Source organism: Limibacterium fermenti, from assembly GCF_041902845.1.
GTDB lineage: Bacteria > Bacteroidota > Bacteroidia > Bacteroidales > Dysgonomonadaceae > Limibacterium > Limibacterium fermenti.
This window is the reverse complement of record NZ_CP159486.1, coordinates 3,976,211-3,989,548: the sequence shown is the minus strand read 5'-3', so window position 1 is coordinate 3,989,548 and position 13,338 is coordinate 3,976,211. Positions and strand designations below refer to the sequence as shown.

Here is a 13,338-nt window from a genome sequence, read left to right as displayed (position 1 = left end):
AGGGTCGGAATTTTCGTTCCCTTATAATAGTTATACACTTTTAATGGAAAAAGCTGGGGAGCCTTTAACTTTTTTTATAGTCCTGCGCATATCAACAGGAGCAACAATCCGGAGATATAATCGGGATATTCTTTCAGATAGCTTTTGATGGTCTTTAAAGCGATGGAGATATGTTCCTGTACGGTAAAAACGGAAATACCGAGTATTTCAGCGATCTCTTTGTGCGACAGTTGTGCATCGCGGCTCATTTCAAATACCTGTCGTTGGCGAGGGGTAAGTTTCGCCAAGGCCTTATCGAGTATCGCCTGCAATTCGGATGCTTCGATAAACTGATTCGTCGTATCGGAGTGGTCTATGGAATAATCGAGGATATGCGATTTGAGTTTTTGATTGTTCTCTATATCTCTCAATGTGTTTAAAATGCGATTTTTTACAACGGTATACAGATAAGAAGAAAATGACTTTTCCGGATCGAGGAAACAGCGGCTTTGCCAGATGACGGCGAAAGCGTCCTGATAAATGTCTTCAGCAAACTCATTCGATTTAATGAATTTCGCAGCAAAGTATAGCAAGCGAGTTTTGTATTTTGCGTATAATTCGCAAAATGCTTCCTGATCATTGTTGATGAGACGAATCACCAAATCCCGGTCCTCTGCAATGGCATTACTCCCTGTTATTTCTGTTTCTTCCGTAGACATATTCAAGCGTTTAAATGACACTAAAGTCGAGGAATAAATTCTATAGATAATTTGCAAAGACAACCTCTACTAAATGATTTTACCCAATCTTTATTGAACAAAATTCATCCCGGAGAGAGGTTCTGTCTAAGCGTTTTTTCTTTAAAAAGCAAAACAGGAAGCAATATAGTCGAATATTAACAGTGCCCTTGCGCCTGTAAGATAATCGGATTTCTGCGGATTGCGTCCTAAAATCATGACGAGAGCAGGCTCTTTAGCCTGTAATTCCCTATTAGAAAAATAGAACTTTCTTTTATAGCCCACAGAACTTAACCCCATTTTGCTATATAAACTAACAACGACAAAGTTATGGAAAAGAAACAGAAAAACAAGCGTGAAGAAGCAATTCGTTTATTAAAAAAGCCACAAATCAAAGATGTAAGAGACTGGGACTCCTACAAATTGTAGATTTGTCATCCCTCCTCAGCGGAGATTAATCTGGGAAGCCAGAAGATTTAGGTGGCTCTCAATCCTGCCATAGCGGCAAAACAAGACTTGTCCGTCGTGCATGTGTTCAGGCCTTTGATAAAAGCCGTGGCAAATACCATGTCATTAAAACTTTTGAGGGCAGTTCTGATGCTGATGGGCTATTGAAACATTTAGTTGTTTCAATAGCCTGCCGGAACAAAGTACTTTTATTCCGACAGGTTGAATCGAATTATGGATTGTGGTAATCGGCTCCTGAGAGTTGGATAACGGAGATTTGAATTTCAAAACTTCATTTATCTTATTCTCCGGCACCTATCTCTTCGATAAGAAAAACAGCGCTTTCATATTGCCGTGCGATATTGAGCGTTATTCCAACATTGTTGAGGAAGTCTCCTTTAAAAATCAACCCATCCCCCCAGAAACAGGACCGGGCAGATATTTTATTTATCTCACTAATTTTATAACTCTTTTCCGGATCAAGACCTTGTGTTTTGATGAACGGTAGAATTCCCCGATTATTAAACTCCGTACAAAATGCAAACAGGACAGCGCGCTGTTTGTTTTTACCGACATACAGTTGAGCGGCATAATTATTTGTAGGATCGTAAGGTGAAATAATACGATATAAATCTCCACTTGTAATCAGCGGCCTGACAATTGTCTTGTAATCCTCTATCGCCTTTTTAGCAAACGCCCATTCTTCATTTTTAATATCCTTAGGCTGTAGTTCGAGGCCCAGGCGGCCTGTCATTGCCACATCAAAGCGGAATTTCAGAGGTGTCAGCCGGCCTGTCTGATGATTGGGGTTGGCCGATACATGGGCTGCCGTCGCTACCGGAGGATAGATCAGATTTGTAGCGTATTGAATATATAATCGAGCCAAAGGATCCGTATTGTCGGATGTCCAAAACTCATCATGATATTTCAAGGCGCCGTAATCCAAACGGCCCCCTCCCGAAGCACATAATTGCAACATAAGATGGGGATATTTAGCCCTTATTTTATCATAGATGCCATACAAGCCTTCGGTATAATCGATCCAGAAATGCGTTTGATCGCCAGCCGGCAAATAGGTCGATCCGACTTGTTCCACATGCCTGTTCGCATCCCATTTGATATAATCGATCCCTTTATTTTCGCTTAATAAACCATCTATCATATTCCAAATAAAATCCTGTACTTGCGGGTTAGCGAGGTCGAGCAGGAGTTGATTCCGCAGCGTTATTTTTTCCCTACCCTTACTTTGTACAATCCATTCGGGATGTTTCTCGGCTAATTCACTCTTCGGATTAACCATTTCCGGTTCAATCCATATACCGAATTTCAATCCTTTTGATTGGGCATAATCTATAAGATGTTGGAGGCCGTTGGGCAGTTTCTTTTTATTTACTTGCCAGTCTCCCAGTCCCGCGTTATCGCCGTTGCGTGGATACTTATTTCCAAACCAGCCATCATCCAAAACGAACAACTCTACACCCATCCGGCTTGCATCATCCATCATATCCGTGAGCGTTTGTTCGTTGAAATCGAAATAGGCCCCTTCCCAACTGTTCAATATAATGGGGCGTTCTTCATTTCCGTTATTTAAAGCATATTTCCGGCTCCAATCGTGGAAATTACGGGATATTTGTCCCTGTCCCCGGTTACTGAACGTATAAATCATCTTCGGAGTGGTGAAATCCTCTCCCGCAGCTAATTTGTATTCCGATAAAAATGGATTGACGCCGGCCAATATATTTACATGATCCCATTCGTCCAGTTCGAAGGATAATTTGTAATTGCCGGACCAAGCCAATGCCCCTCCATAACAGTCTCCGTTATTTTCTTCTACCGGATTATTCAGTGACAATATAAAGGATGGATTCTCCGTTTGGGTTGTCCGGACTCCCTTTTTCGATTCTATCGTCTTTATTCCATGTTCTAATTTTTCTTCCACCCTGTTCATCTCTCCGGCCCATGTACCGTTAAAGTGAGTCAAATAATAACTGTATGCGCGAAGGTTGAGAGATGAAGAGTAAACATTGTTCAAAGAAATTGTTTCCTTTTCATTATTGCGAATGGTGACCCATTGGGCGATTACATCTTCGGCCTGATAGGCTTCGCTATGGAGTTCGACGGCAAGATCGTACACCTTATCTTGGAGATAGATTACAGAATGAACTACATTTCCTTTGTGTTGAACTTCATCCTTTACAAAAGATAATTCCGTAATTAAGCTGCCATCACTATGGATAAGGCTTAAGGCCGGTTCATTTGTATAACCGAGTCCAAAAGCCGGATACGCTTCAAATTCCAGATCGCGGTCGGTATCCGCCTTACCATAGTTGTTTACGGACACGAAAGGAGAAAAATCATTTATCTTCTTACCATAATAACGGAACAGTAAACGACCTTCATTCCCCACCGAATAAACCAATGATGTATTGTTTGTGCTGAGGGTATACAACTTATTTTGAGAGAACGATAAAACCGAACCGGCAAAAAGCATTCCCCATAAAAATAGACACTTTATATTCTTCATACCACCTCTCAGTCTGCTAAGATAATTTTGCCGTTGTTTATATAAACTTCTTTCATGACGGCTCTTGTAGGTCCACTGTTGGGCGCGTGATAAGAGATCATCAGCCTACCTTTTAAGTCTTCAAACAACATTGCATGGCCCCCGTCATCGCTATTGAGTGTTTCGGAACTCTGTTCCCAGGGGCCCGATAAACTTCCCGACTTGGAAACAGCCTGGCCGATGGCGTATTTACCGTCTTTTCGAAAACTCGACCAAAGCATTATCAAAGAACCGTCACCAATCTTATGGATAAACGGCGCATCCGTAACGTTACCTGTCACCGAACCCGATTTGATAGGTCCGACCCATGGTGCGGCAGAAGCCTTGAAAAGCAATTTCGGATCGCCTACGGTTGCTTTAAGATCCTTATCCAATTGCTGAGCCAATATCTCCCCATCGCCCGCCTCCAGCCATTCGTGACAATAAACGATCCATGGAGTGCCGGTTGCATCCACATAGAAAGAGCCGTCGAGACACATCCAGTTCGATGGCGTTACGGCATTGTTTACCAAAGGAACAAAGGGGCCTTGCGGAGCATCCGAGACCAATATGGAAGTACCCCGTTTCACGCCCGGAGCGCTTAAAGTAATAAAAACATAATATTTTCCGTTATAATGATACACGTCCGGTGCCCAAAAATCGGATTTTCCCCAAAAATCCGGCTGCGGAACGAATGAGAAACCCATATCCTTCCACATTGTCAGATCTTCGCTCTTATACACTTTTACTTTTTTGTCTCCGTTTACATGCAAATAATAGACTTTGTTTTGCTTGTCGACAAGTATAAACGGATCGCGTATATGAATATCGCTCAGTTTGATATCATATACTTCTTTCGGCCCGGTATCGGGAGGCGGCGTTCCGTCGGGCGTATCATCGCTACTGCTGCATCCGCTGCATCCGCAAAAGACACATCCTAACAGAATAAAAAGAAGAACTGGAAATTTGAACAGATTGTTTATAGCCATAAATATTTGTTTTATATGTTTCATTATTACAGAGAAAGGATTGTTACAGATCCAAAGCCTATAACAATCCTTTCGAAATATCGTTTAGTATCCGGTATTTTGTTTGATGTTGGGATTCTCGATCAAAACATGAGTAGGAATAGGAAATAACAAGTTCTTGCTTGTAAAATTATCCCCCAAGCTGCTCCCCACTTCGATATACTTACCCGTCCGGATAAGGTCTTCGCGCCTCTTGCCTTCATACCAAAATTCCCATCCTCTTTCTTTTAGGATCCAGTCGCGTAAGGAACCTTTGTCGGGGAAGTCACTCAATTTAACGAGATATTTGTCGCCTCCCGCGGCAGCCTGCTCTTTCATGATCAGGTTCACCGAATCGAACCAGATATCGTAGTTATTTTCCGTGGCGCCCAAAGCGAAGAAAATAACGCAATTGCCGTCAGCCGTGCCCGCAGCGGTATCGAAGGTCAATTCTTTTGCTTCGTTGGCTTTCAACGTGACTGTCTGAGAATGCGCCAATGGCCCTTCGGCCTTGAAATCGAATGTGACGTCCTTCGAGGCTTTCACTTTAAAGCTAACCGTATAATTCCGCCCTTTTTTAATCGGTTGATTGTCGGCTCTCACTTGTAAAGCCCAAAACTCAGAGCCAGAATTAGCGACCTTTACATGCAAGGCATTGCCGCTGCCAAACACTCCGGTTTTGTCCACATCGTACGTCCAGGCAGCAATTTGATCTTGATAGTTGTTTAACGTGAACGCTCCGAGAGCATTCCCCTCCAGTTCCTCGTCAAACCCTTCATCTAAAATTGTTTCGGAAGGCAAACTAACCCCAAGTCCGAATGCGCGTTTGCGTATTTCGTTTATCAGGTTAACGCTTTCCTGGTTCGGCCCATTGAGTTCATTCAACGCTTCCGCCTTAAACAACAACACCTCTGCATACCGGTCAAGCACTTTATCGTTTCCTGCCCAAATACCTGCCGCTTCGGGATCTATGCCGTATTTTAAAGGCAACGCCCCGATATCGTTATCCCGAAGATTGATTTGCACGCCCCCTTTCGATTTATATTCGGCTACAGCCAACTCCCGTCGTTTATCATCCGGATCGAACGTATCATAGAATTTCCACGGCATACGATGCCCGTTCCACCCATCTATTACATTACCGTGAGGCGATGGAAAATCGCCCGGTAATATGTTTGTATAGGTATGGTTGCCGTAATCGGCAATAGGCTCTGCGCGCACCACAAATATCAGTTCCTTGTTCCCTTCGTTTTGCGCCGAGAAAATAGTTGCATAATTATCTTCAAGGCTATAATAGTTCAGACCGATTATTTCATTTGCCGTTGTCAGCGCATTCTGCCAGTCCTTTTTAAACATCTGATATTTTAAGAGATAGTGCAATGCCGCGCCTTTCGTTATACGTCCATATATTTTCGGAGCTACGGGCAACAGATCGGCAGCCTCCCTCAATTCCGTTTTGATAAAATCCTCAACCGATTCGGCGGAAGGACGTTCCGGTTTATAGTCGGGATCGGGATTTATAGCCCTTTCACCCTCCAATATCATCGGCATGGGACCGTAAAGCCGGTATATGTCAAACATAAAAAAAGCTCTTAACGCCCGTATTTGAGGGATGTATTCATCTTTCACTTCACTTGCGACAGCCGACCTTTCTATTTGGGCAATGTTATACGTGCAACGCGTGATGGTTGGAGCTATCCAATTATAGAATCCGGCGGACATAGCATCAACGCCGTTCCACGATCCGTTGAGAAAACTTGTCCAGGCCCATTTTGTGGTCCATTCGTCTGTCACAACTTCATCCATAACAAACGAACTGCCGTCGCTAAACAGATACGGCGCCCATCCTTTTTGTCTGAGTTCGTAATACAGTGCTGTTGTCGCCGCTTCCACATCGCCAGCGGTTCTGAAAGCATCCTCGTTGCCTACATTTCCGTATAAGGATGGCTCCAGGTCGCCTTCGCATGAAAAGGACGAAAAACCGATTATGCCTATTAGTATATATTTGATTATCTTTTTCATAATTTTTCTCTATTAAAATTTCACGTCGACGCCTAAAGAAAATGTTTTTTGCTGCGGATACGAAGCCCTGTCATTTTCCACTTCCGGATCAAAGCCCTTGTAATCGGTTACGGTAAAGATATTTTGCCCCGTAAAATAAATGCGGGCACTTATTTTATCTACTTTTAAGAGACGGGTGATATCGTATCCCAACGTTAAATTCTTCAAACGCAAGTAAGACGCCTTTTGCCACAGCGGAGCTCCATAAGCGTCGAAGCTGTTCACAACCCCTGACGGCATATCGGTATTCACGTTGTCGGAAGACCATCGGTTTTGTATCTCTTTCAAATAGTTGTAGTTATCCCGGAGCATCTGCGTTCCGTAACTGCCGTAAACACCATGTTCCGCCTGAGTTGAAGGCCATCTGTATCCTCCCACGGCCGCATACAGGAAAGCGCTCAGGTCAAACCCTTTATATCTGAACACATTGTTTAATCCCATCGTAAATTTGGGCGCACGCGTACCGATAAATACAACATCCGCCTGATTAACCTTTCCATCGGGTTGCCCTGTTAGTTGTCCATTGCTGTCCAATCCGTTTACATCCTTATATTTTTGCTGCCCCACTATCAGTCCCGGCATTTCGGGAGTTTCTTCACCCGGCTGTTTAATACCGTTAGAGATAAGCCCAAACACAGCCGTTATGGGATCTTTTTCAGATTGATATGGATTCAATATCACTTTCGGATCGCGTTCTTTCCATCTGTCACGGTAGGAAGTAAAGGTGAAAGTCGATTGCCACGAAAGCGGCCCTTCGAGATTTACGGTGTTCAACGTAAATTCAACCCCGCGACTGGTCGTCTTCCCGATATTCGACCAGACTCCTCCCAATATGGACGTGTGAGGTAAGGTTCTCCAGCTTAAAAGGTCTTTTATCTCTTTAGAGAACACATCGACACTACCGTTGACACGGTTACGGAAAAACCCGAAATCGATACCGGCATTGATTTCCGTGGTTGTTTCCCACTTCAGGTTGGAATTTCCGAATTTCCCTAAATTAACTCCTCTTTTTTCGGCATCCCCGAAATAATAATTACGCCCGTCGAAAGAATAATACTCCGATGCGGCATCATTAGGTAAATTCTCATTTCCCACCTGTCCGGCGCTTAAACGGATTTTTGCATCGGACAGCCAATCAATATCTTTCACGAAGTCCTCTTGTATCAGTCTCCAGGCAAATGCTCCCGAAGGGAAAAACGCATACCGGTTATTTTCCCCGAACCGGTCACTTCCATCCAGACGTGCCGTTAAAGTAAACAAGTACTTGTCGTCGTAAGAGTATTGTAAACGTCCGAAGTACGATGCGAGAACATGCTTGTTTTTGTAAGAACTGACTATGGGTCTCTGTTCTCCGGCTTGCAACTTATAATAAGCAAGGGCGTCGGAGGTAAAACCCATGGCACGAGAGTAGGCGCCATTATCGTTCTGAATTTGATATGAATATCCGCCCAATGCCAACAGGCGATGTTTTTCGACAAAACTTTTCTGAAAATTTACGACGATATCCGACATGTAATCTTCGCGGTAAGCAGAGTTTATATTCGCGTCCCCTCCCACTTGACTGCCGTAACGTGTAGTGGAGGGATAATAGTTTTGGCGTAATCCGTCACGGATATCAATTCCCCCCGATAATTTCACCCATAAGACATCCTTTATAATATAAAAGTTCGTATAAAGAGATGACAGGAACCGTTTCGTCTTCGTTTTGTCGTTGATATCGAGATAAGACAGCGGATGATTGAGCAGCGCCTGGCTCGGATCTTCAATCCACGACCCGGAAGAGGGATCTCTTTCCGCTTTTACCAGAGGACTGTAGTTGAGAGCCGCCTCGATGATCCCCGCGGTTGCGTCACGACCACCGCCAAGAGTCGCATTTTGTTCTTCGGTCATTGAGCCTAAAGCAGATATACCGTAATCCCACCATCCTGCAATTTTATGATCGAGGTTATACCGGATATTATACCGCCGGAACCCGGATGTTTTAACCACACCTGTCTGATCGAAGATATTAAGGGAAACGAGCGATTTGAGATCCTCATTTCCATAAGTGATAGAAAGATTATGCTGATTGACTTTTCCGGTTCTCGTTATCAGATCGTACCAGTTTGTTCCAACGCCGGCGGAGCTTATATCGGTTTCGGAATATTTGGGAATATACGGACTGACACTTGAGGGGTCTGCATTACCATAGGGGTAAATCTTATTCGTCTCCATATATTTTTCCTTGTTATATCTATTCTGTTCTATCATGAACTCCCTACCGTTAAGCAGTTCGGGTTTTTTAATGATCGATTGAACGGACGTAATTAAATTATACTCGACCCTTGTTTTATTGGTTCCCCGCTTAGTGGTCACCAACACAACGCCATTAGCTCCCCGGGCTCCGTATATGGCGGTAGCCGAAGCATCCTTTAAAATTTCAATGGAAGCAATATCGTTTGGATTGATATCGCTCAAAGGACTATGATTCCCTGCACTCCATTGATTGCCGCTACCGGGAGAAACCCCGTCGTTTACAATGGGGAAACCATCAATTACGTACAACGGCTGGTTGCCGGCGCCGGTAGATGCTCCGCCCCGAATCAAGACTTCTACTCCTCCTCCCGGTTGGGCGCTCGATTGAGTGACGGTAAGACCGGCTGCACGCCCCATGAGCATTTCGGAAAAATCAGGAGATGACACTTTTACAAGATCCTCTGCTTTAACGGAAACGATAGCTGCATTTACATCGCTTTTTTTCATTGTTCCGTATCCGACGACAACGACCTCCTCTAAGGTTCTCGTATCTTCTTGGAGCACGACATTGAAAGAATTCTTGCCTAATGTAGAAACATCGGTTGCCACATATCCGAGATAAGAAATATGGATAACGGCACTTTCCGCTACCTGTAACGAAAACCGTCCATCGACATCCGTTGCAGTACCGTTTGTCGTTCCTTTTTCCACAATATTGGCCCCTATGACAGGATCGCCGTTTTCATCCAATACAGTACCGGCTATATTTTTCTTTTGCGGCTGTTGTGCCGCTACAGGCGCTTTCGATATCACAATATGGTTTCCCCGGGTCACATAGGTGCATCCCGTATCTTGCAGTAAAGCGGCCATTATTTCGGACAATGAGCCCGCTCTCGCCGGTATTACCACGACTTTATTGACATCGATAATTTCACGATTGTAGTCGATCGACAAATCTGTTTGTTTTTCTATTTCAGTAAAAGCAGCCTTCAACGTAAGGCGGGTATCGGACAGGGACACAGATTGTCCCCAGGAAATTTGTGTCTGAAAAAAGAAAAAGGTAAGCAGCAGAAAAATCAATCGATTGAAATGATTTGTTCTTAATCTGTGTTTTAAATAATTTATTTTCATAATTTTGTAATTCAATTGTTAGTATTCTAAGTAATTATTCCTCTTTTATGGTTATGGAGTGAATAGTAATTATTGAGTATTTAACGATTTCAACCCGGGGAGCTGTGTTTATGAGACTGGCTTCCCGGCTCTTTTTAGCATATGCATCGATTTATTTCCGGTTCTTTATCTTATTTCAATATTCGCGTCTTTTTTTGTCCATTTAAGTCCGGGATTCAATGTCTCCAAAATCGTTAAGACCTGTTCCACGTCTTCGTAAGGACGGTATTTCACAGAGAAACTTCCTCCGCCGTATTTTCGAATGTCATATTGAATGGTTACGTTAAAACGACGTTCGACGGTGCGGATAATTTCTTCGAAAGAGGCATTCTCAAACACCATATAGCCCTCTTTCCATTTATTGACCATCCGGGCATCCACCTGCGTTTTAAGCACTTTCCCATGACGATGATCGTATATATATTGCTCGTCAGGATAAATCACTTCGTCGGCAGTCACTTTTCCCTCGATCTGAATTCTCACCAGGCCCTCTTCGAGCGTAACGGCGGCGGCTTCGGCATCGGTATAGGATTTCACATTGAAAGTGGTTCCGAGCGCCTCGACTTGCAAATACTGGGTCTTTACGGTAAATGGTCTTGCGGGATCTTTGGTCACGTGAAAGGTGGCCTCTCCCGTAAGAAATACGCGACGAGCCGATGCGGAGGGGGATTCGGAATATAAAAGCATGGAGCCGGCATTTAACCAGACTGTAGAACCGTCGGGTAAAACAATCTGCTCCATCTCTCCATCGGGAACGGTATATTCCACCATTTCAGCCGCGCGATGACTCGACGCTTCATTGCTTCGGACAAAATAGAACGTCAGCAGGGCGCTGATAACAGGCAACAGCAATATGGCCGCAATACGTCCTAACCGGCGAAGCCGGAAAGTCTTCCCGGACTTGTTTAGGTTGCCGATGCGGCGTTTCATTTCGTCCAACCCTTGTAGGGTAAGACTGTCGGCCGAAGCCGTCTGTTTTTCCCATAACTCACTTAGCACTTCGTCTTTGTCCAAACGATCGTCCTCTCGAAGAAACCATTGCTGGAACTTAGCAAATAGCTCTTTCGAAACAGAATGTTCAAAAAAACGGGTAATGAGTATGCGAATCTGGTCTTTGTTCATTTCGGCCTTTTAATAGAGTAGACAGGAAAGTGACACGGCACGCACAAACAAAAACGTTTTTTTTCGCCAAACTGATCCCTTCCATCGTCAAATTGGGGATGGATGAAGGAAAAACACCGTATTCCCAATGAATAACGAAGTGTTTCGGACGAATGAAATAAAAAAAAGATCGAAATACAGCGAAGAAAGGATGAATTCTGTGGTCAAACGATCGAATCCATGCCATTTACAAACGAATTAACCGATGTTCCAAACGAAAAATGAAGGTCTCCAAACGAAAAATGGGCTTTGCCGGTCGAAAAATAGTCTGTTCCAAACGAAAAATAGAATTCTTCAACTGAATAAAATAGAATATTGAACGAATCAAACCGTTTATGAAACAAATCAAAGCCCTTATTAATTGAAAAACATCGATTTTTATACGATATCGATCAATCTTTACACAATAAAAGGTACTGATGCAACGAAAAACAGCCTTTGACAAACGAAAAATGGGCTTTGCCGGATGAGAAATAGCGCGTCTCAAACGAAAAATACCGTTTATTGAACGATGATACGTATTTTTTGTAGAAAAATAAGAGCTTATCGTCCCTTATTTAGCGAGCGTTCTCCTCTTCTAACCGAAAAGCCATTCAATTTAAAGCAAGAACAAACAGAAAAGAGGGGTAAGCGCTTTGCGTAAATCTCGCAGAGCATTGGACAAGTGATTTTCCACCGTCCGTTTATTGAGATGAAGGCGCTCCGCAATCTCGTCATTACTGAGTCCGTTTTTGCGGCTCAAAGTAAAAACACGTTGCCGCTGTTCGGGCATTTGCGACACCAAAAGATCGATCAAAAGAGAGAGGTCTTTGGCAAATAATTCATCTTCCAACCCGTACTCGTCTTGATCCTTCGACTGGCGAAGGATATACTTTTCTTTCACCAGATTATGTTCGTAATAGTTGTATATCATATTGCGGGCCATGGTGAAGAGATATGATTTAAACGAGGTTACCTCTGCCAACGATTCGCGGTTGACCCACACTTTGTAGAATATCTCCTGAGCCATGTCATAGGCTTCTTCCTCATCTTTTATAAAGCCATATAAAAAACGAACCATTTTGGGATGATAATCAAGGAATAACAATTCGAAGGAACGATCATCTCCTTTCGCAAGCTTCCGTAGGTATCCTATTTCCAGCGTTTTGTCCATCTAACAGAATTAAAACCTCCTCTTAGTAGTCAATTTAAAAATTATGCCCTCTTATTTCATAAAAACAGAGTCTTAAGGAATGCTAACTAACCACCTTCTCGCGAAAAAATCAAGTGATCTAGCCTTAATCCGCTCATAAGATATTTTTACAAAGATGCACAAAAATATTGAGAACAAGATATTCTTCCTGTTTTTTTGAGGAAACACGAATGGCTTTCTTCAGACAAAAATTCCACGCCGGCTCAAGCGTGGAAAAGGTAATTAAAAACCAGACAAGATACTGACCGAGCCTTATTCCATTACTCAAGTTTATCGGCAGTACGCCGGATCCGTTCAGCAAGATCATACAACGCCCCTTTAAATTGTTGCTTTTCTTCTTCGGTGAACCCGCCCTTACCGCCGTTACCGTCTATTTCATTGATTTTATTGTAAATCCAGGAAGAGGATTTACTGAAATATTTCTGTGCTATCTTTGCCCAGGTTATATCCAGAGCGATATCTGCCAACTGTTCCTTGGTAGATACTTTTTCTAAAATTACTCTTTCTTTTCTTCATCCGGCTCATCGTCATCATCACCTGAAAGATAGTAAACAAGCTATGAGAGACTTTTTTCAATTAAAGGCCTATTTATCCAATCGAGTAGTTAAGTAGTTAAGAGGGTTACTCCCCCGCCCTCTCACACCACCGTGCGTACTTTCGCACACAGCATTTTCTGTAACTTTTTTAATGTCAAGTAATTTGTTGTAATATGCCCAACATACAAAAAAAATAGAGACAAGCCGCAGCCTGCCTCTACACACACCTTTTCTTTATAGAAAGATCCGGATAACCTTAAAAGTGTATTGT

Annotated in this window: 8 protein-coding genes; all 8 read right to left on the bottom strand. The window is 43.2% G+C overall.

Annotation, left to right across the window (positions count from 1 at the left end):
* Window positions 1-74: 74 nt before the first annotated feature.
* Complete coding sequence (locus ABNK31_RS17110; RefSeq protein WP_418895440.1) at window positions 75-677, bottom strand: RNA polymerase sigma-70 factor; 603 nt, start codon at window positions 675-677, stop codon at window positions 75-77.
* Between the two features lie 787 nt (window positions 678-1,464).
* On the bottom strand, window positions 1,465-3,687 hold the full coding sequence (locus tag ABNK31_RS17105; protein WP_418893631.1) for an alpha-galactosidase: 2,223 nt from the start codon (window positions 3,685-3,687) through the stop codon (window positions 1,465-1,467).
* A gap of 8 nt (window positions 3,688-3,695) precedes the next feature.
* Window positions 3,696-4,694 (bottom strand): glycoside hydrolase family 43 protein, encoded by a 999-nt coding sequence (locus ABNK31_RS17100; RefSeq protein ID WP_418893630.1) that lies wholly within the window; start codon window positions 4,692-4,694, stop codon window positions 3,696-3,698.
* Between the two features lie 84 nt (window positions 4,695-4,778).
* Window positions 4,779-6,734: a RagB/SusD family nutrient uptake outer membrane protein gene (locus ABNK31_RS17095; protein WP_418893629.1), complete on the bottom strand. Its 1,956-nt coding sequence runs from the start codon at window positions 6,732-6,734 to the stop codon at window positions 4,779-4,781.
* A gap of 12 nt (window positions 6,735-6,746) precedes the next feature.
* Window positions 6,747-10,139, bottom strand: a complete 3,393-nt coding sequence (locus ABNK31_RS17090) for a TonB-dependent receptor (RefSeq protein WP_418893628.1) — start codon at window positions 10,137-10,139, stop codon at window positions 6,747-6,749.
* A gap of 165 nt (window positions 10,140-10,304) precedes the next feature.
* Window positions 10,305-11,300, bottom strand: coding sequence for a FecR family protein (locus ABNK31_RS17085; RefSeq protein ID WP_321578908.1), 996 nt, complete (start codon window positions 11,298-11,300; stop codon window positions 10,305-10,307).
* Between the two features lie 637 nt (window positions 11,301-11,937).
* Window positions 11,938-12,492 carry an RNA polymerase sigma-70 factor gene (locus tag ABNK31_RS17080; protein WP_418893627.1) on the bottom strand — a complete coding sequence of 185 codons (555 nt, stop codon included), beginning with the start codon at window positions 12,490-12,492 and terminating at the stop codon, window positions 11,938-11,940.
* Window positions 12,493-12,791: 299 nt separating this feature from the next.
* Window positions 12,792-12,998, bottom strand: coding sequence for a DUF5053 domain-containing protein (locus ABNK31_RS17075; RefSeq protein WP_418893626.1), 207 nt, complete (start codon window positions 12,996-12,998; stop codon window positions 12,792-12,794).
* Between the last annotated feature and the right edge of the window lie 340 nt (window positions 12,999-13,338).